Source organism: Seonamhaeicola sp. NFXS20, from assembly GCF_049132085.1.
GTDB lineage: Bacteria > Bacteroidota > Bacteroidia > Flavobacteriales > Flavobacteriaceae > Seonamhaeicola.
In genome coordinates, this window is sequence record NZ_JAFMPU010000002.1 from 549,658 (window position 1) to 569,851 (window position 20,194).

The window sequence follows — 20,194 nt, forward strand, 5'->3', positions numbered from 1 at the left end:
GTTTGAAAGATTTACCCGAACTTTATTTTGAACGTGATACCGACTGGTACGATTGGCTACTAAAAAATCATCATAAAGAAAAAGGCGTTTATTTAATTTTTTACAAATTAGAATTAAATACTCCCACCATGCGATGGGAAGAAGCTGTAAAAGTAGCTCTATGTTTTGGCTGGATAGATTCTACTGTAAAAAGTTTAGGTGATGGAAAACGCCGGCAATACTTTAGTAAACGAAATCCTAAAAGCACTTGGAGTGCCTTAAATAAAAAGTATATTGAAGAATTAGAAGCCTCTGGATTAATTCAAGAAGTAGGTTACCAATCTATAGCTGTAGCTAAAAAAAATGGAGCTTGGTTTGCTATGGATAATGTTGAAAATGGTATTATTCCTAATGATTTACAAAAAGCATTTAACCAAAACCCCAAAGCATTTAAAAACTATAAAAACTTTGCAAAAGGGTATCAAAAAAGCTACCTATCTTGGTTAAATAATGCCAAAAGAGCCGAAACAAAACAAAAGCGAATTTTAGAAATTATAAAATATTGTGAGGCCAATATTAAATCTAGAAGCAATTATTAAGGGTTAGCAAAATTTTTAATTTCACTTAATGTAAATTTAGGATTAGCACCTTCGCTTTGCGCCACCATAGCTCCAACTGCACAGGCAAAATCAATAGCCTGCTGAGGAGCAACACCTTTTAACAACTCACTTATAAGAGATGCCAAAAACGAATCGCCCGCTCCCACGGTATCTGCTACTTTTATTTGATAACCACTGTTATAATACAAAATATCATTGTGCAATAAAACAGCTCCATGCTCTCCTTTGGTTACACATATATATTTAGCTTTCGTTTTTTGAGCCATTAATTTTAAATTTTGCTCTAAACCATTATACTTAGAGTTAAAATAACCTGCCACTTCATATAGCTCTTCATCATTAAATTTTATAAAATCTGCCTTATTCATTAATTCTTTTAAAATTTCTGGTGAATAATGAGGTGGCCGTAAATTCAAATCAAAAACTTTATAAGGCGCTAAATCTATGAGTTTTAATAGTGTTTGCCTTGAGACTTCATCTCTAGCTATTAGGCTTCCAAACACAAGAGCATCACAAGTTTTAACTTTTTTTATAATACCATCAGTTATTTCAATTTTATCCCAAGCTCTTGGATGCATTATTTCATAAGTAGCAACCCCTTTTTTATTAAGAGTAACTTGAACCTCTCCTGTAGTATAATCCTCTTTTTTCTGAATATCACTAGTGTTTAAACCATTTTCATTTAAATACTCACATAGCAAAGTTCCATTAATATCGTTACCAATAGCGCTTACCATAGTTACCTCATGATTAAAAGCATGTAAACGCAATGCTACGTTTAATGGTGCTCCTCCAATTTTTTTTTCTCCATTAGGAAATATATCCCATAGAACCTCACCAAAACATACAATCTTAGACATTATTTTATCTTTTAATACACATTAGTTTCCATGGTTTGTTGATTGATAGAGCTTCTGAATATTTGTAACATACGTTTAGCTATTCCTGTCCAACCAAAATTACGACGAGCAAAACGAGCGCCTTCAACAGATAATTCGTTACGCATTTTAGGATATAAAAGTGGCATTGCCATCATAGCACCAAATTCTAAAGGTCTATGCGGGTCTGCAAATAATGCCTGATTACCAAAATCAATTAAATCATATAACCCACCATGAACAGTAATAATACTTGGTGTACCACAAGCCATAGCTTCTATAGCTACCATACCAAAAGGTTCATATCTTGAAGGCATTGCAAAAATATTGGCAGACCTGTATACATTAGCTAAATCTTCATCGGCTATATAACTTTTCCAGTGTATTTTATCTGCAACTCCTAATTCTGTAGCTATTTTTTTTAGTTTTGCTACACCCTCGTCATCTTGATTAGAGCCATCACTACCAACGGCTGCTACTAATCTTGCTTCAGGACAAAGTTCAAAAACAGTTGGTAATGCCTTTATTAAAAGATCATACCCTTTGTTATGTGCCATTCTACCTAATGTTAAAATATCTGTAGGATGAATATCATATTTTGCTCGTATTTTGTCATTCTCTTTTGAAGGTACTGGGAAGAATCTGTTTTCATCAATTCCTGGAGGAATCATGGTGCAATTTTTAGGAAGTACATCGTATTGTTTGGTTAACAAATCTACCTGTGGGATTGTTGTTGCTATAATATGGTTACACATTTGATAAACAAAATACTCCTTTCTTATCCGTTCTTTAAAGCGATATGTTTTTTCCATTTCTTTTTCATCCATATCACTACCCATGGTGTGCTGTTTCCACCAACCAACTGAATGAGGTGTATGCACATGAGATACCCCTAGCTCTTCAGCTATTTTTTGTCCTGCCCAACCTGCATCCCAATAATGAGAATAAACCACATCATATTTTTTACCTTCTTTTTTTATTGCTGCCAATGTATTGGTTACAAACTTTTTAAGGTGGTCATGCATATCTTCTTTCCTGATGAATTTTTTACCTCCAAAAGGAATTCGCCATACGCTATAATTTTCATCTACATGGTCATATTCTGGTTGGTCTTCAAATTGGCGCGTAACTAAATCCACCTTTTTTCCAAGTCGGCTAAATCGTTCTGCAAGCTCTAGAACATATACAACTTGACCTCCAGTATCGGGTTTACCAAGTTCTGGGTTTGCAGCTACATATCCGTGTAAAGAGATCATTAAGATAGATTTCATAATTTTTAATTTTATAGTTTATTTATCAATAATTTTTAAATCATGGCAAGCCGATATATACTGAGCTGCAGACCATGCTTGGTATGCTTTACCCATAGGTTTACCTGTTGTACCGTGTGCCCATTCTGTAAATTCCCATTCGTTATTAATTCCTTCTTTATTCATTTGGGCTAACTTGTATAATTCGGCAACAGCCATTTCTTTAAAGCCAAGTTTATTTACAAACTTTACCCAAAACCCACCTACAAAAGGCCAAATACCTCCATTGTGGTAATGATTTGGTAAATTAAGTAAGTTAACGGTATAATAAGGTCTCCAATCTGGATCACCAGGACTTACCACTGGGTAAACATTGGCAACAGGAAACGGATCATTAACACCAACACCCAACATAAAACGAAAAGTTTGTTTTGCTTTTTCTACATCTAAGGCTCCATGTAAAAAGGCTAAAACATTACCTAAAACGTCACATCGCCAACTAAAATCAAACGGTGTTGTTTGAGCTATAAGGTACGAAGTATCTCCTAAAGTAAATTGTTTTTCTGCAAAAGAAACCGATTGAAATAACTGTTGTTGAGTTGTTGGCCAAAAGTTTTGTAGTATTTCTTTTTTTACCACCTGAGACCACCTAATGTACTCTCCTGCTTCTTCATGATCTCCTAACATTTCTAGCATTCTTCCGTAGCAAACATTAGCTCTGTACCAAAGAATTTCATCATAAAGAATATTGTAACTTCTACCAAAAAGATCTGTCCAGTCTCCTGCTTCTGGTATTTCTAATAGGGCATCATTATTACTATCATGAGCTCCTAACCATCGCATGGTTTCTTTCAAATCTTTAATATATTTTCTTAAAAATTTAATATCTTTTGTAACATTTACGTATTCATAGAATGCAATAACAACCCAAATACCACTATCTATAGAACAAATACCACCTACGCCTGAATAATCTGGTACGTTATCTTTAATTCTAACATTTGATGGTATTTGTCCGTTACGTGAAATATGCTCAAATAAAGTCTCTAATGTTTTACGTTGACATTCATGAATTTCTTTATCGTGTACTAACGGCAATGATCCTATTAAGGTAATGGCTCCATCTCTAGCCCAAACGCTATAGTAATTCTCATCTGTACCATTAGCTTCATTATCTTTAATAGAGCATGCCGAAAACCCTAAAGGTGTAATGTTTTTTTTAAGGGCTTCTATAGCTTTTTTATAACCCTCTTTTATAAAGTTAATTTTCTCGTTTTCATCTTCATCTTCTAAAGCAATTTGATCTAGCTCTTGTTTAACAAAAAAGTCTTCTTCACTTTGGTCTATGCTTGTAGCATCTAAAGCCACTTGTGGTAATACCGAGTAGTAAACTAACCCTTCTACAACACCGTCTCCTTTTTCTTTTTCAGAATGGTATACTTGTCTGTGTTTTGTGTATTGATAAAGCTCTTCATGAGCATTAGAAACTACAATACCTTTTATATCTTTTAAATCGAACATAGCAGAATCATTGCCACTATCTCCTGCCACCAATGTTTCTTCTGTTTTAATTTTTAACTTTTTAAGCAACCATTGTAGAGCATTTTTTTTATTGGCATACTTTGGTAGAATATCTAAAAATTTTTCTCCAGAATATACCACACTAACGTCCATGTTTGCATTGTTAAAATTTTCTTCTATTTCAAGTATATGATCTGGACTGGCATCATGAAAAAAGTAACTCCGTTTATATGCATGCTGAAATTTTGTGGGCTGTTCACTAATGGGATGATCTATTTTATTAATTATAGACTCTACAGTTTTTAAGTCCCAACCATCATCAAGCACATTATTAAATTCTTTTACTACCCTTTTTTCTTTGTAGTTATATATATGTGTACCCACACCAGAAATGATATAATCTGGTTCTGGAATAATGTCTTTTTTAATTAAATCTAAAACATCATCTATAAGTCTACCCGTGTTATAGGAAAGCTTTACCTCTGCTGGCTTATATTTTCTCCATATTTTATTAAAATTACTTTTAAAAGTGTGAAAATCTATTAGTGTATTATCAATATCAAACGAAAGGAGTTTTATATTGCTTTGAGAGCTATTTTTAGCATCGTTCATGTGTTATAATAGTATTTGGTTCTTAATTAGAATTTCAATTAATTTCACCAAAATCTAAGGTTTTAAATAATGAATTCCAAGAAAATAAACGTTTATATCTAGATATTTAGTAAGTACTAAATTAACTATAACAGCTTTAAGAAATTCTGAATTTTATCAGTTCAATATTACAAATCTTGTAATTAATTTGATTTTAACCTACAAGCGTTTTTGAAAGCAGAATATTAGCTATTTGGTGTATTTGCTTCTAAAATAACCGTAATGCAATACAACAATAACACTCTGTGGCTTAATAGAATTTAAAAAGTCAAAGTCTTTACACTAAAACGTAGAAATCAATTAATATAGAACTACTCTACTCGTTTTAACCCCTCTAAATCTTCAATTTTTATCCGCTTACCAATGGTAGAAATCAAGTTTTCTTTTTTAAATTGAGACAATACTCTAATGGCAGATTCTGTAGCGGTGCCAACAATATTTGCATAGTCTTCTCTAGAAAGCAATACACTAAGTGTTCCGTCTGGATTTACTCCAAAACTATCATGAATATAAATTAAGGTTTCGGCTAAACGCTGTCTTACAGATTTTTGAGCCATATTAACAATAACATCGTCTGATTCTTTTAAATCTTTGGCCATATCTTTTAAGACGTCAAAGGTGAAATTTGGGTTTTTTTGTAAATCAGATAATATTTCACTTTTAGGTATAAAGCAAACCTCCATATCATTTAAAGCTGTAGCTTGCAAGTTAGACCTTTCTTCACTTATAATAGAACGCTGACCAAGTAAATCTCCCTTCACCACCATTTTTACTATTTGGTCTTTACCATTTTCACTTAGCTTAGTTAGCTTACAAATACCATCTTTTACACAATAAACACCATTTAGCATCTCGCCCTCTTCAAAAATAACTTGACCTTTTTTTATTGTTTTTGAAGTTTTACAAGCCGAAATTCTAACTAATTCATCTTTTGTAAGTGCTTTAAGAGAATTAAACTGCTTAATAATACACTGTTCACATTTACCCATACCTTATAATTCTAGATTTGTAAAAATAAACAAATCATGACAATTATCATATTTTAATTTTCACTAACTTTCCACATTTGCAACAGGTAAAATTGAGCAAATATTATGGAGCATAAAACGTGTTTCCACTGCGGATTAGATATAACATCTTCCGAAATTGTTTATGACAATAAATCATTTTGTTGTAATGGTTGTAAAACTGTTTACGAGATTTTTTCTGAAAACGATTTAACTTGTTATTACGATTTACAGGAGGCTCCAGGAGCTACGCCTAAAGAGGTTGCTGGTAAGTATAATTTTCTTGAAAATGAAAAAATTGTTGAGCAACTTTTAGAGTTTAATAGCGATGATACTCAAATTGTAAATTTATACATTCCGCATGTACATTGTAGTTCTTGTATTTGGATTTTAGAAAACTTAAATAAATTAAACCCCGCCGTAAGTTCTTCTATAGTTAATTTTGGTAAAAAAACCGTTAGAATAACTTTTAACGCAAAAAAAATCACACTTAAAGAGCTAGTAATTTTACTAAGTAGTATTGGTTACGAACCTTATATAAGTTTAGAAGATTACAGTGTTGGAAAAAAGAAAACAGATAGATCTTTAATTTATAAATTAGGCGTAGCAGGTTTTGCCTTTGGTAATGTAATGTTTTTATCATTTCCAGAGTATTTTGAAGTTGGCGAATTTTGGTTAGAACAATACAAACACCTGTTTAGGTGGCTTATGTTTGCTTATAGTTTACCCGTTGTATTTTACTCTGCGCAAGACTATTTTATATCTGCCTACAAAGGTTTAAGGTCTAAAATATTAAATATTGATGTACCCATTGCTCTGGGTGCTTCTGTTCTATTTATTAGAAGTTCTGCAGAAATTATACTAGATACAGGTTCTGGCTTTTTTGATAGCTTAACAGGACTTATTTTCTTTTTACTAGTTGGTAAATTTTTTCAGCAAAAAACCTATTCATTTTTATCGTTTGAACGAGACTATAAATCTTATTTCCCCATAGGAATTACTAAAATAACAAAGGAAGGAAAAGAAACTGCCATACAAGTTTACGATATTAAAAAAGGAGACAGGCTACTTATAAGAAATGAAGAACTTATACCCGTTGATTGTATTTTAATTAAAGGAAATGCAAGAATTGATTATAGTTTTGTTACAGGAGAATCTAAAACAGTTACCAAACAATCTGGAGACAAACTATTTGCAGGAGGCAAACAAGTTGATGGCAATATTGAGGTAGATGTTTTAAAATCTGTTGAGCAAAGTTACCTTACCCAACTTTGGAGTAATGATGTGTTTAAAAAAGACAAAGAATCATCATTTACTACCCTTACAAATAGTATTAGCAAAAACTTTACTATCATTATTTTGTTAATTGCTTCGGCATCTACCATGTTTTGGATGTTAACAGATTCTAGTAAAGCTATAAATGTATTTACATCTGTATTAATAATTGCATGCCCGTGTGCTATAGCTTTGTCTGCTCCTTTTACTTTTGGCAATATTTTACGTATATTAGGTAAGAAAAAATTCTACTTAAAAAACGCAAACGTTATAGAACAACTAGCCAAAATAAACACCATTATTTTTGATAAAACGGGTACTATTACATCTAACAAAGAAGCATCTATAGATTATGATGGCGAGACTCTTTCACCTCAAGAAGAGGCTTTGTTAAAAAGCACATTAAGAGGATCTAACCACCCGTTAAGCAGGTCTTTATATGAGCTTTTAAATAAAAATGATATTCACACCTTAGATAGCTACGAAGAATATATAGGCAAAGGTATTGAGGCTCAATATAATGATGAACATATTAAAATAGGATCTGCTCCTTTTGTTGGTTTTACAGAAGAAAAAACAACCTTAAACACTACCGTTCACGTTAGTACAAATAATAAATACAAAGGAAAATTTACGTTTTATAATGCCTATAGAAAAGGCTTATCGCAATTATTTAATACACTAAAAAAAGACTACGATTTAGCAATACTATCTGGTGATAATGAAGGTGAAAAAGAAAACCTAACTAAATTATTACCATCAAAAACTAAACTGTTGTTTAATCAGAAACCAAAAGATAAGTTAGAGTATATAGAATACCACCAAAGTGAAGGGGCTAATGTATTAATGATTGGTGATGGTTTAAATGATGCTGGTGCCTTGGCACAGAGTAATGTTGGTATTGCTATTTCAGAGAATGTAAACGTGTTCTCCCCTGCTTGTGATGCTATTTTAGATGCTTCTAAGTTTAATGAACTGGCTAATTATTTAAAGATATCAAAATCTGCTATAAAAATTATAAAATGGAGTTTTATACTCTCTTTCATCTATAATATAATAGGTTTGTATTTTGCTGTAACAGGGCAATTAGCACCTGTAGTTGCTGCAATTTTAATGCCTTTAAGTTCTATAAGTATTGTGGTGTTTACAACCATTTGCACCAACATTGTTGGTAGAAAATTAAAATAGTTATAGAACAGGTTTTGGCAGGATAGTGCGTTAGGGATTGAAGCTAGTTACCGTGTAACGCGGAAAGCCCGACCCGATAGGGTAACGCCCAAATTATTAAAACAAACATGACATTTGTCATGTTTTGAAAAAACATATGAAAGTATTTTTGAACCGTAACTTCAAGTAGGTATGAGTGTTATATATATTTTACTAGCTATAAGCGTAATTGTAGCTGTTGGTTTTTTTATAGCCTTTATTTTGGCCGTTAAAAGCGGACAATATGATGATAGTTATACACCTTCAGTTAGAATGCTTTTTGAGGATGAATTAATTAAAGAGAAATCAAATAAATCAAAATCAATACTAACCAAAAAAAAGATTAACAATTAATTATGGAGATGCAACAATTTCATTACGATAATAAAATCGTTACTAAGTTCATTTATGCCACAATAATTTTTGGGGTTGTAGGTATGCTGGTGGGATTACTACTAGCATTTATGTTTTTATTCCCTAACCTTACTGATGGTATTTCATGGCTTAGTTTTGGGCGTTTAAGACCACTACATACTAACGCTGTAATTTTTGCCTTTGTTGGTAATGCTATGTTTGCGGGTATTTACTATTCTTTACAACGATTACTAAAAACTCGTATGGCAAGTGACCTTTTAAGTAATATAAACTTTTGGGGTTGGCAATTAATTATTGTTGCTGCTGCAATATCATTACCTTTAGGTTATACTACATCAAAAGAATATGCAGAACTAGAATGGCCTATAGATATTGCTATTGCTGTAATTTGGGTTGTTTTTGGTGTAAATATGATTTGGACGATTTTAAAACGAAGACAACGCCATTTATACGTTGCTATTTGGTTTTATATAGCCACTTTTGTTACCGTTGCTGTTCTTCATATTTTTAATAGTTTAGAATTACCAATAGCGTTTACAAGCATGAAAAGTTACTCTGTTTATGCTGGTGTACAAGATGCTTTAGTGCAATGGTGGTATGGTCATAATGCCGTAGCATTCTTCCTTACTACACCATTTTTAGGCTTAATGTATTATTATGTTCCTAAAGCTGCTAATAGACCTGTGTATTCTTATAGACTTTCTATTGTACACTTTTGGTCGTTAATCTTTATATACATTTGGGCAGGACCTCATCACCTTTTATATACCGCATTACCTGAATGGGCTCAAAATTTAGGGGTAACATTCTCTATAATGTTATTAATGCCTTCTTGGGGTGGTATGATTAATGGTTTATTAACTTTACGTGGTGCTTGGGATAAAGTACGTACGGACCCTGTTTTAAAATTTATGGTAGTAGCTATTACAGGTTATGGTATGGCTACTTTTGAAGGACCAACCTTATCTCTTAAAAATGTAAATGCTATTGCCCACTTTACCGACTGGATTATTGCTCACGTACACGTAGGTGCCTTAGCTTGGAATGGTTTTTTAGCCTTTGGTATGATATACTATCTAGTTCCTAGGCTTTTTAAAACTAAACTACACTCTACTCCTTTAGCAAACTTACATTTTTGGTTAGGTACTTTGGGTATTATTATGTATACCTTACCTCTATACGTTGCTGGATTTACTCAAGCAAGTATGTGGAAACAGTTTAACCCAGACGGAACATTAGTTTATGGTAACTTTTTAGAAACGGTTACCGAAATTATACCTATGTACTTAATGCGTGCTATTGGAGGTAGTTTATATGTTATTGGCTTATTAATTTTAGTATATAACATTATTGTTACTATTAAAAAAGGCAGCAAAGTAACCGATGAATTAGCCGAAGCCCCTGCGCTAGAACGTGTAACAAAAAGACGTACTGCCGGAGAAGGGTTCCATACTTGGTTAGAACGCAGACCTGTACAATTAACTATTTTAGCTACGATAGCTATTTTAATTGGTGGTATTGTTCAAATTGTACCAACCATCATGGTTGAATCTAATATTCCGACCATTGCAAGTGTAAAACCATACACACCTTTAGAGTTAGAAGGTAGAGACATCTATATACGCGAAGGTTGTGTGAGTTGCCACTCACAAATGATTCGTCCGTTTAGAAGTGAAGTAGAACGCTACGGAGAATACAGTAAAGCCGGAGAATATGTTTATGATCATCCATTCTTATGGGGTAGTAAACGTACCGGACCAGATTTACACCGTGTAGGAGGCAAATACTCTGATAATTGGCACTTTAACCATATGTATGATCCACAAAGTACATCATCTGGTTCCATCATGCCTCGTTACCCATGGCTAATTACAGGTTCATCAAGTACGCTTGATAAATCTCAAACCGAAGCCAAAATGCGTACTATGGTGTCATTAGGTGTTCCTTATTCAGAAGAAGATATTGCCAATGCACAACAAAGTATGTTAGAACAAGGAAGCCAAATAGAAGAGAACCTTTATACAGATCCAGACTTTGCTAAAAACTACGAAGCAGACAAAAAATATGCTGCCGAAAATGGTGAAGAATTTGTTGAAATGAAAAACAGAGAAATTGTTGCCTTAATTGCTTATTTACAGCGTTTAGGCACCGATATTAAAGTTGAAACTGCACAACAATAACCCTCAAAAAAATTAGAAACTATGTTAAAATTTGTAAAAAATCATATGGAGACTATAACAGGGGTTGAAATTTTCCCTATCATCTCCCTACTTATCTTTTTCATCTTTTTTGTAGCGCTGTTTTGGTGGGTTATTACCGCAAAAAAAGACTACATAAAAACTGTTAGCAATATTCCACTAGACAACCAAAACAACGACACATTATGAGAAAATTAGTTCCATCTTGGGTAAGAGTACCCGTAGTATTCTTCATCATCTTCGGAATTGTAGAATTTTTTATAGACTCAGGCGAAAAACCAGCCTTTATAGAATATCCCGCAGTACTTTTATTTCTCTTATTAGTATTGTTAATACTTATTGCTATTGAAGCTATTATAGGAGCTCTTGAAAATGTAATGCTTCATAAACTAGATGAAGAAGCAAAAGCAAGATTCTTAGCTGAAAAAGAAAAAGCATATCAGTTCACTTGGTTTAAAGAAACTTACAAAAAGCTTTTAGGACAAAAACCTATAGAAGAAGAAAGCGAAATTATTTTAGACCATAACTATGACGGTATAAAAGAATTAGACAATAACTTACCTCCTTGGTGGCTATATGGCTTTTATTTTAGTATAATTTTTGCTGTGGCTTACCTAATAAGATTCCATGTTTTTGATGGTCCTGGACAAATTGATGAATTAGAAACTGAATTAGCAGATGCTAGAATAGCTATTGAAGAATACAAAAAAACTGCTAAAGATTTAGTTGATATAAATACCGTAACACTTTTAACTGATGATGCAGATTTAAAAGCTGGTAAAGATATATTTAACACCAACTGTGTAGCTTGCCATATGGCCGATGGTGGTGGCGGTATTGGACCAAACTTAACTGATAACCACTGGATTCTAGGTGGTGGTATTAAAAATGTTTTTAATACGGTTTCAGAAGGAGGGCGTTCTGGTAAAGGTATGATTGCTTGGAAAGCACAACTTAAACCATCTCAAATAGCACAGGTTGCTAGTTATGTATTAAGCTTACAAGGAACTACGCCTGCAAATCCTAAAGCTCCAGAAGGCGATGTTTGGGTAGAAGAAGGTACTGAAGCTGTAACAGAAACTACAGTAGACTCAACATTAACAACAACAAACTAAAATTAGATCAAGTATCCTTCACTTTAAAAGTGAAGGATACTATAAAATCAAATTAAATTGGAAACCCCAGAAAACGAAAACTTTAGAGATTCAATTGGTACTGTTACCGAGGAAGGTAAACGTGCTTGGGTATATCCAAAGAAACCAAGCGGCAAGTATTATGACAGAAGAAAGCTTGTTAGCTATTTTCTATTAATTTTTTTATTGGTTTCTCCATTTATAAAAATTAATGGCAACCAATTTTTAATGTTTAACGTACTAGAAAGGCGTTTTAATATTTTCGGGTTTCCGTTTTGGCCACAAGATTTTCATTTGTTTGTAATATCAATGATAATTGGTGTGGTTTTTATCACACTATTTACCGTAGCTTTTGGTAGAATTTTCTGTGGATGGATTTGTCCGCAAACCATTTTTATGGAAATGGTTTTTAGACGCATAGAATATTGGATTGAAGGTGATAGAAATAAACAACGCAAACTAGCAAGACAAAAATGGGATGCCGAAAAAATTAGAAAGAAAGGATTAAAACTTACCATATTTTTAATTATTTCATTTTTAATTGCTAATGTGTTTTTAGCTTATTTAATTGGTGGAGACAGACTAATTCAATACATAAAAGATGGTCCGTTTAGCCATATGGGCACCCTAATTCCGTTAATCATTTTTACAGCGGTATTCTATTTTATTTTTGCATGGTTTAGAGAGCAAGTTTGTGTAATTGCTTGCCCATACGGAAGATTACAAGGTGTTCTTTTAGATACAAAATCAATAGTTGTTGCTTATGATTATAAACGTGGTGAAGGGCCAAACGGTAGAAAGAAATTTAGAAAAAACGAAGATAGAGAGGCTTTAGGTCATGGAGATTGTATAGATTGTTTACAATGTGTGCATGTTTGCCCAACAGGAATTGATATTAGAAACGGCACACAATTAGAATGTGTAAATTGTACGGCTTGTATTGATGAATGTGACCATATAATGGAAAGCATTAATTTACCTAAAGGATTAATACGTTATGCCAGTGAAGAAAACATTAAAAACAAAGTACCTTTTAAGTTAACTGCCAGAATGAAAGGCTACATTGCCGTATTAACAATTTTAATTGGTCTTTTAACTGGTATGCTATTTTTAAGAAATGAAGTAGAAGCCAATGTTTTAAGGTTACCAGGGCAATTATATGAACATAAAGAAAACAACATTATTAGTAATGTGTTTACCTATAAACTGGTAAATAAAACTACTAAAAATATTGAAAATGTTACTTTAAAATTACTATCACACAAAGGAACTTTAAAATTGGTTTCAACAAGCGATAATTTTGTGGTACCAAGTCAAGGAATTGCAGAGGGCACTTTGTTTATTGAAATAAATAATTCTGCATTAACTGGCGATAGAAATAAAATTAAAATAGGTGTTTACGCCAATGATAAATTAATTGAAACTTGTACCGCTAACTTTTTAGGACCTAGAAGTTACAAGTAAAAAATACGTTTTGAATAAAAAAAACAAAACCAGAAAGTGCATTAAGGATTGAGGTATTTTTGGAGCTCCTTGAAAAGAGCGACTACCGAAAGCCTGACCCGAGTTTAAGCGAGGGTAATGCCATAAAAAGAAAAATAAAACTCCTAAACTAATTTTAGGATAACAAAACTTAAGAAAGATGAAACTAAATTGGGGAACAGGAATTGTACTTGCTTTTATTGGGTTTATTACGTTTATAATGTACTTTATTATTACAATGAATGTTAATGATAAATATGACCACGATTTAGTAACTGAAGATTATTATGCAGAAGAATTAGCTTATCAAAAAGATATAGATAAATTAAAAAACGCTAAGAATTTAAGCCAAAATATTACATATAAAAAAACCGATGAGGGGTTAATAATTATGTTTCCCAGTAATATAGATTACAAAAAAATTACAGGAAAAATGTTCCTATATAGGCCATCTAACAAACAACTAGATTTTGAAACTACAATTTCATTATCTAATCCACATTTGCTCATACCTGACTCTCGTTTGGTAGATGGCCGTTGGAACATTAAGATCGATTGGCAATATAATGCAAATTCTTATTTATTTAAAGAATCTATAGATTATTAATTATGCTAGTATCGGCATTTGTTTTAGGCTTATTAGGTAGCTTCCACTGTATTGGCATGTGTGGACCTATAGCTTTTATGCTTCCTGTTGATAGAACAAACGCGGTTAAAAAAGCTTCTCAAATTACAATTTACCACATTGGTAGATTACTTGCTTATAGCCTTATTGGTTTAGTATTTGGTTTAATTGGTAAGAGTCTTTATTTATTTGGTTTTCAACAACAACTATCAATCATTATTGGGATTTTAATGATTGTGCTTGTTTTAGTTCCGCAAAATAAACTGAATAAATACAATATATCTAAACCCATTTATAGATTAATTTCTAAAGTTAAATCTGCTTTAGGTTCTGCACTAAAAAGAAAAACAGCCGATACTTTTTTAACAATCGGATTTTTAAATGGTTTTTTACCTTGCGGATTAGTTTATATAGCTGTTTTTGGAGCTATTAGCGGCGGTAACGCTCTTCAAGGTAGTTTATACATGGCTTTATTTGGTTTAGGTACAGTTCCGTTAATGACAACCACTATTTATGCCAGTCATTTTTTAAAAGTCTCTGCTAGACAAAAAATACAGAAAGTAATCCCTGTTTTTGTTGTTATTATTGGTGCTTTATTTATTCTTAGGGGTCTTGGTCTTGGTATTCCTTACTTGTCTCCTGCACCAGTTTATGATGTTGTTAATAGTTCTATAGACTGCCATTAAAAACTAAGCATTTAAACACTCTTTTTACCCTTTTTTTTAAATAATAATATTTATTGATTAATAGCATCAATAAAATCAATAGTTTAATTTTTTAAAATAATAGTATTACTATTATATTTGCGACTAATTTAATTGAATATGGATAAATTACTCTCAAATATTAAAATTACTGTTCCAGAAAAAATTTATGTAAAAGACCCAGAATCATCCAATCTAGGGAAAAAAATATTAGAACACAGTATAATTTTAATTGATGAAATTGGATTTGAATCATTCACATTCAAAAAATTAGGAGACATAATTGGTTCTAATGAAAGTTCAATTTATAGATATTTTGAAAGCAAACATAAATTATTGCTTTACTTAACATCTTGGTATTGGTCTTGGATTGAATATCAATTAGTTTTTAAAACTCAAGGTTTAAACGCACATGATAAACTTGTAACTGCAATTAAAATTATATCTAAAAAAATAAAAAAAGGGTCAAACTTTTCTCATATTAATGAGGCCATTCTTAACAAAATAATTGTTAGTGAAAACTCTAAATCTTATCTAACAAAAGAAGTAGACCAAGAAAACAAAGAAGGTTATTTTATTATTTATAAACGTATTGTGCACAGGTTAAGAGATATAATTAAAGAAATAAACCCTAATTACAAATACCCAACTAGTCTTGCTAGCTCAATTCTAGAGGGCAGCTTACATCAGCATTTTTTAAAAGATCATTTTTCTTCAATAACAGATTGTAATGAAAATATACCTCCTTCTGAATTTTATATAAACTTAACCATAACCCTACTAAAAAACCAATAATGGCTGTACCTACAATGACCCCATGGCAAAGACTAATTGGATTACTACAATTAGAAAAAAAAGATATTTTTCAAATATTTTATTACGCCATTTTTGATGGCTTAGTAGCCCTATCCCTACCTTTAGGTATTCAAGCTATAATCACCTTAATACAAGGTGCCCAAATATCAACATCATGGGTTGTTTTGGTTATTCTTGTTACTATTGGTGTAGCCTTTTCTGGGGCTCTAAAATTAATGCAACTTAGAATTATTGAAACTATACAACAACGTATTTTTATACGTTCTTCTTTTGAACTTAGCTATCGGTTTCCTAAAATAAAAATGTCAGAATTACGTAATTTTTACCCTCCAGAATTAGCAAACCGCTTTTTTGACACTCTTACTATTCAAAAAGGATTATCTAAAATTCTTATTGATGTGCCCTCGGCTCTTCTTCAAATTGCTTTTGCTTTATTATTATTAGCTTTCTATCATCCATTTTTTATAATTTTTGGTATCCTTCTACTAATTTTAATATTAATAGTCTTTAAATTCACAGCCAAAAAAGGGCTAGAAACTAGTTTAATAGAATCAAAAAACAAATATAGAGTTGCCCATTGGATTCAAGAAATTGCACGTACCGTTGTTAGTTTTAAACTATCTGGAAGCACTAATTTAGGTTTAAATAAAAACGATGCTTTAGTAAGTGACTATCTAAAATCTAGAGAAAGTCACTTTAAAATTTTAATTCTGCAATTTATTCAAATGATAAGCTTTAAAGTAATTGTTACTGCAAGTTTATTATTAATTGGTGGTGCTTTAGTTTTAAACCAAGAAATGAATATTGGCCAGTTTGTAGCTGCAGAAATAATTATTTTACTAGTCATAGCTTCTGTTGAAAAACTAATTTTAGGACTAGAATCTTTTTACGATGTATTAACCTCTATTGAAAAAATTGGCCAAATTGTAGATAAAGATCTCGAAGCTCAAGATGGCGAAAAACCAATACTTAAAAACGGTTTTAACATTGAGCTAGATAATGTTTCTTATAGTGTTCCTGATAGAGAAAAACCTATTTTAAACAATATTTCACTTAAAATAAACAAAAAAAGTAGAATTTTAGTTAATGGTGAAAGTGGTTCTGGTAAGTCTACCTTATTTCGCATTATTTTAGGAATAAATCAACCTACCTCAGGAAATGTATATGTAAACAACTTTTCTATGAGTAATATAAACCCCAATTACTACAGATCTCATTTAGGAATGTCTTTATCACAAGAATCTACATTTGAAGGCAGTATAAAAGAAAACTTAACCTTTGGTAATACATCTATTAAAGACTCTAAAATTTATGAAGTTTTAGACAAAGTAGGGTTAACAAACTTTATCAAAGATCAACCTAAAGGTTTGCACACAATTATAAATGCAGAAGGCAATAAACTTGCATTTACCATTGCAAAAAAAATAATACTAGCAAGAGCTATTCTTAAAGAACCCAAAATGCTTATTCTAGAAGACCCACTAGACAGGTTTAATCAAGTTGAAATGAAAAACATCATAGATTATTTAACTGATGATAAACAGCCTTGGGCACTAATAGTAGTTAGTACCAGTAAAAACTGGAGAAATAAATGTAATGAGCATATTTTATTAGAAAAGGGTAAAGCAACCTTAAAAAAAGTATAACCATGCTAAATATATCTCACAATAGTTTAAACAAAAAAGTTGATATAAGAGCGTTCAAATCAACCAAAGAAATATTTGATATCCCTTATTACAAAAAGCTAAACAAATTCTTGCTAGCACTAGCAATCATTACTATTATAACTCTTTTTCTGCCTTGGACACAAAATATCTCAGGTCAAGGTGTGGTTACAACACTAAAACCAAACCAAAGGCCTCAACACATTATGTCTCAAATTCCAGGACGTATAGAAGAATGGTTTGTTCAAGAAGGTGATTTTGTTAATGCAGGCGACACAATTCTTAGAATTTCTGAAATAAAAAGCGAATATTTTGATGACAAGCTGGTTGAAAGAACAAATGACCAAATACAAGCAAAATCATCTTCTGTAATAGCTTATAACGAAAAAGTTAAAGCTCTTAACAGGCAAATCTCTGCTCTACAAAATGAAAGAACATTAAAATTAGAACAAACTAGAAACAAACTATTACAAACTAAATTAAAAGTACAAAGTGACAGTATTGATTTAGAAGCAGCAGCAACTAATTTTAAAATTGCAGAAATACAATTTAAAAGAATAAAAACCCTACAAGAAGAGGGTTTAAAAGCTGTAAAAGATGTAGAAGAAAAACGCCTTAAACTTCAAGAAACACAAGCAAAATACATATCTCAGCAAAACAAATATTTAACAAGTAAAAATAATGTTATTAATGCTGAAATTGAATTATCTAAAACTAAGGCTTCTTATGCAGATAAAATATCTAAAGCTCAAAGCGAGATGTTTACTGCTCAATCTAACCAATTTGACACAAAAGCACAAGTAACCAAATTAGAAAATACCTACAGTAATTACAAAAAACGAAATAGTTTATTATACGTTACAGCACCACAAAACGGCTATATTAATAAAGCCTTAAAAGGAGGCGTTGGAGTAACTTTTAAAGAAGGAGAAAATCTAGTTGGCATAATGCCTGAAAAATACGACTTGGCTGTTGAAACCTACATAAGGCCAATAGATTTACCACTAATTCATATTGGAGAAAAAGTTCGAGTTCAGTTTGATGGTTGGCCCGCTATAGTATTTAGTGGTTGGCCCAATGTATCTTACGGAACATACGGCGCTAAAATAGTAGCTATTGAAAACTTTATTAGTAACAATGGAAAATACAGAATTTTATTAGCCCCAGATTTAAATGATCAAGAGTGGCCACAAGCCATTAGAGTAGGCTCTGGAGCCAAAACAATTGCCCTACTAGAAAACGTGCCCATTTGGTATGAATTATGGAGACAAATAAACAGTTTTCCTCCTAACTATTATAACCCCCAAAACAGTAATAACGCTGTAAATAAAGATTAAAAATGAGAAATACTGTTTTAATTTTATTACTCCTTACAAACATAATTTCTGCCCAAAACAATGCTACAGTATTAACATTAGAAGAATATTTAGGGTATGTAAAGTCATTTCACCCCATCGTTAAACAAGCCAATTTAATAATAAGTGAAAGTGAAGCTAAATTAATGAAAGCTAGAGGTGCTTTTGATCCTAAGTTAGAAGTAGACTACAACCGAAAAAAATTTAAAGGCACAAAATATTATGATAAACTAAATGCCTCTTTTAAAATACCTACTTGGTTTGGAATTGAGTTTAAAGGAAATTTTGAAGAAAACAGTGGTTATTATTTAAACCCAGAAGCTAGTTTACCTGAAGATGGTTTATACAGTGCAGGTGTTTCTATACCAATTGCAAAAGGGTTACTAACCAATAAGAGAATGGCTTCTCTAAGGCAATCACAATTATATGTAAAACAAGCGCAAGCAGATAAGAAACTTCTAATAAACAATATTTTATACAATGCCACGGTAACTTATTTTAATTGGCTAAAACACTATAACGAAAAAATTGTTTATGAAAACTTTTTAAATAATGCAAAAACAAGATTTAATGGTATTAAAAAAAGCTATGAAGCTGGAGACAAACCTGCTATTGATACACTTGAAGCTAAAATTACATTAATTAACAGGAAACTAAACCTTGAAAAATCTAAAATAAAGTTTATTAAATCTTCATTAGAATTATCTAACTTTTTGTGGTTAAAAGACAACATACCCGTAGAAATTGAAGAAAACATTATACCAGACACTAATACCATTGAGATAATAGACCATGTTTTAAACACTTCTGTTATAGATATAGAACATTTTAAAATTGAAGAACACCCAAAACTAAAATCTTTAGATTTTAAATATAAAAGCTTAAATATTGAAAAACGCCTAAAAAGAAACAACCTATTACCTCAAATAGATTTACAGTATAACTTCTTATCTCAAACTCCAGATATTGTTCGTTCATTTAGTACATCTGCCTACAAAAGTGGTTTAAACATTAATTTTCCTCTATTTTTAAGAAAAGAAAGAGCAGACCTAAAACTCACTAAGCTAAAATTACAGGATACTCATTTAGAAATTCTAAATACCAAAATAAGCCTTAACAACAAAATTAAAGCTTTAGATAAAGAATTAAACTCTTATGTTTTGCAGAGTAGCTTCTCAAAAGATATAGTAGAAGATTACTCTAAATTACTAAAAGCAGAAGAAAGGAAATTCTTTCTAGGAGAAAGTTCGTTATTTTTAGTTAATTCTAGAGAAGCTAAATTAATTGAAGCCAAATTAAAAGCAATTGAAATTGAAAACAGCTTGTTTAAAACCAAAGGAAACTTGTTTAATACTTTAGCTATTTCAGGAATTTAAATTAATAAAAAAGAAAAGCGCCAAATCTAAAAAATTAGACCTGACGCCTTTCCTGAAATTAATTAACCAAATTTTAAAT

The 20,194-nt window shown here is 31.5% G+C and carries 17 protein-coding genes; 13 read left to right on the forward strand and 4 right to left on the reverse strand.

Annotated elements, in window-relative coordinates; genetic code table 11:
- Positions 1-2: 2 nt before the first annotated feature.
- Entirely contained in the window at positions 3-578 is a 576-nt protein-coding gene (locus J1D01_RS05635; protein ID WP_421150124.1) for a YdeI/OmpD-associated family protein, read from the forward strand.
- On the opposite strand, the gene J1D01_RS05640 is transcribed toward J1D01_RS05635, so the two are convergent.
- The 4 genes from J1D01_RS05640 to J1D01_RS05655 form a co-directional block, all read right to left on the reverse strand.
- Positions 575-1,459, reverse strand: coding sequence for a carbohydrate kinase family protein (locus J1D01_RS05640; RefSeq protein ID WP_372935321.1), 885 nt, complete (start codon positions 1,457-1,459; stop codon positions 575-577). The two genes, J1D01_RS05635 and J1D01_RS05640, sit on opposite strands and share 4 nt — an antisense overlap.
- Positions 1,460-1,470: 11 nt before the next feature.
- The gene (locus J1D01_RS05645) at positions 1,471-2,748 is read right to left on the reverse strand and encodes a glycosyltransferase (RefSeq protein ID WP_372935319.1); all 1,278 of its coding nucleotides are present in this window, start codon (positions 2,746-2,748) and stop codon (positions 1,471-1,473) included.
- A gap of 18 nt (positions 2,749-2,766) precedes the next feature.
- Entirely contained in the window at positions 2,767-4,860 is a 2,094-nt protein-coding gene (locus J1D01_RS05650; protein ID WP_372935317.1) for an HAD-IIB family hydrolase, read from the reverse strand.
- Between the two features lie 350 nt (positions 4,861-5,210).
- Positions 5,211-5,888 (reverse strand): Crp/Fnr family transcriptional regulator, encoded by a 678-nt coding sequence (locus J1D01_RS05655; RefSeq protein ID WP_372935315.1) that lies wholly within the window; start codon positions 5,886-5,888, stop codon positions 5,211-5,213.
- Positions 5,889-5,993: 105 nt separating this feature from the next.
- Here J1D01_RS05655 and J1D01_RS05660 point away from each other — a divergent pair, with 105 nt between their 5' ends.
- The 12 genes from J1D01_RS05660 (at position 5,994) to J1D01_RS05715 (ending at position 20,115) form a co-directional block, all read left to right on the forward strand.
- A complete protein-coding gene (locus tag J1D01_RS05660; protein WP_421150125.1) occupies positions 5,994-8,369 on the forward strand; it encodes a heavy metal translocating P-type ATPase in 2,376 nt (791 codons plus the stop codon).
- 171 nt (positions 8,370-8,540) lie between these two features.
- Positions 8,541-8,741, forward strand: a complete 201-nt coding sequence (gene ccoS / locus J1D01_RS05665; RefSeq protein ID WP_372935311.1) for a cbb3-type cytochrome oxidase assembly protein CcoS — start codon at positions 8,541-8,543, stop codon at positions 8,739-8,741.
- Positions 8,742-8,743: 2 nt separating this feature from the next.
- Positions 8,744-10,942, forward strand: coding sequence for a cytochrome-c oxidase, cbb3-type subunit I (gene ccoN / locus J1D01_RS05670; RefSeq protein ID WP_421150126.1), 2,199 nt, complete (start codon positions 8,744-8,746; stop codon positions 10,940-10,942).
- Between the two features lie 21 nt (positions 10,943-10,963).
- Positions 10,964-11,149 (forward strand): CcoQ/FixQ family Cbb3-type cytochrome c oxidase assembly chaperone, encoded by a 186-nt coding sequence (locus J1D01_RS05675; protein WP_372935308.1) that lies wholly within the window; start codon positions 10,964-10,966, stop codon positions 11,147-11,149.
- Positions 11,146-12,075 (forward strand): cbb3-type cytochrome c oxidase N-terminal domain-containing protein, encoded by a 930-nt coding sequence (locus tag J1D01_RS05680; RefSeq protein WP_372935306.1) that lies wholly within the window; start codon positions 11,146-11,148, stop codon positions 12,073-12,075. The genes J1D01_RS05675 and J1D01_RS05680 overlap by 4 nt, the downstream gene beginning before the upstream one ends.
- A gap of 57 nt (positions 12,076-12,132) precedes the next feature.
- The gene (ccoG, locus tag J1D01_RS05685) at positions 12,133-13,557 is read left to right on the forward strand and encodes a cytochrome c oxidase accessory protein CcoG (protein ID WP_372935304.1); all 1,425 of its coding nucleotides are present in this window, start codon (positions 12,133-12,135) and stop codon (positions 13,555-13,557) included.
- Positions 13,558-13,735: 178 nt separating this feature from the next.
- Positions 13,736-14,182, forward strand: a complete 447-nt coding sequence (locus tag J1D01_RS05690) for a FixH family protein (protein WP_372935302.1) — start codon at positions 13,736-13,738, stop codon at positions 14,180-14,182.
- Between the two features lie 2 nt (positions 14,183-14,184).
- Positions 14,185-14,886: a sulfite exporter TauE/SafE family protein gene (locus J1D01_RS05695; protein WP_421150127.1), complete on the forward strand. Its 702-nt coding sequence runs from the start codon at positions 14,185-14,187 to the stop codon at positions 14,884-14,886.
- 138 nt (positions 14,887-15,024) lie between these two features.
- Complete coding sequence (locus tag J1D01_RS05700; protein ID WP_372935298.1) at positions 15,025-15,699, forward strand: TetR/AcrR family transcriptional regulator; 675 nt, start codon at positions 15,025-15,027, stop codon at positions 15,697-15,699.
- Entirely contained in the window at positions 15,699-17,366 is a 1,668-nt protein-coding gene (locus J1D01_RS05705; protein WP_421150128.1) for a peptidase domain-containing ABC transporter, read from the forward strand. The genes J1D01_RS05700 and J1D01_RS05705 overlap by 1 nt, the downstream gene beginning before the upstream one ends.
- Before the next feature lie 2 nt (positions 17,367-17,368).
- Positions 17,369-18,721: an HlyD family secretion protein gene (locus tag J1D01_RS05710; protein WP_372935294.1), complete on the forward strand. Its 1,353-nt coding sequence runs from the start codon at positions 17,369-17,371 to the stop codon at positions 18,719-18,721.
- 2 nt (positions 18,722-18,723) lie between these two features.
- Positions 18,724-20,115 (forward strand): TolC family protein, encoded by a 1,392-nt coding sequence (locus tag J1D01_RS05715; protein WP_421150129.1) that lies wholly within the window; start codon positions 18,724-18,726, stop codon positions 20,113-20,115.
- The last annotated feature ends 79 nt before the right edge of the window (positions 20,116-20,194 follow it).

Bases quoted from the DNA above. Each gene is read 5' to 3' on its own strand.
- J1D01_RS05705 (WP_421150128.1), top strand. From the start codon at position 15,699: ATGGCTGTACCTACAATGACCCCATGGCAAAGACTAATTGGATTACTA.
- J1D01_RS05695 (WP_421150127.1), top strand. From the start codon at position 14,185: ATGCTAGTATCGGCATTTGTTTTAGGCTTATTAGGTAGCTTCCACTGT.
- J1D01_RS05640 (WP_372935321.1), bottom strand. From the start codon at position 1,459: ATGTCTAAGATTGTATGTTTTGGTGAGGTTCTATGGGATATATTTCCT.
- J1D01_RS05650 (WP_372935317.1), bottom strand. From the start codon at position 4,860: ATGAACGATGCTAAAAATAGCTCTCAAAGCAATATAAAACTCCTTTCG.
- J1D01_RS05680 (WP_372935306.1), top strand. From the start codon at position 11,146: ATGAGAAAATTAGTTCCATCTTGGGTAAGAGTACCCGTAGTATTCTTC.
- J1D01_RS05700 (WP_372935298.1), top strand. From the start codon at position 15,025: ATGGATAAATTACTCTCAAATATTAAAATTACTGTTCCAGAAAAAATT.
- J1D01_RS05655 (WP_372935315.1), bottom strand. From the start codon at position 5,888: ATGGGTAAATGTGAACAGTGTATTATTAAGCAGTTTAATTCTCTTAAA.
- J1D01_RS05660 (WP_421150125.1), top strand. From the start codon at position 5,994: ATGGAGCATAAAACGTGTTTCCACTGCGGATTAGATATAACATCTTCC.
- J1D01_RS05645 (WP_372935319.1), bottom strand. From the start codon at position 2,748: ATGAAATCTATCTTAATGATCTCTTTACACGGATATGTAGCTGCAAAC.
- J1D01_RS05675 (WP_372935308.1), top strand. From the start codon at position 10,964: ATGTTAAAATTTGTAAAAAATCATATGGAGACTATAACAGGGGTTGAA.
- J1D01_RS05715 (WP_421150129.1), top strand. From the start codon at position 18,724: ATGAGAAATACTGTTTTAATTTTATTACTCCTTACAAACATAATTTCT.
- J1D01_RS05690 (WP_372935302.1), top strand. From the start codon at position 13,736: ATGAAACTAAATTGGGGAACAGGAATTGTACTTGCTTTTATTGGGTTT.
- ccoS (WP_372935311.1), top strand. From the start codon at position 8,541: ATGAGTGTTATATATATTTTACTAGCTATAAGCGTAATTGTAGCTGTT.
- J1D01_RS05710 (WP_372935294.1), top strand. From the start codon at position 17,369: ATGCTAAATATATCTCACAATAGTTTAAACAAAAAAGTTGATATAAGA.
- ccoN (WP_421150126.1), top strand. From the start codon at position 8,744: ATGGAGATGCAACAATTTCATTACGATAATAAAATCGTTACTAAGTTC.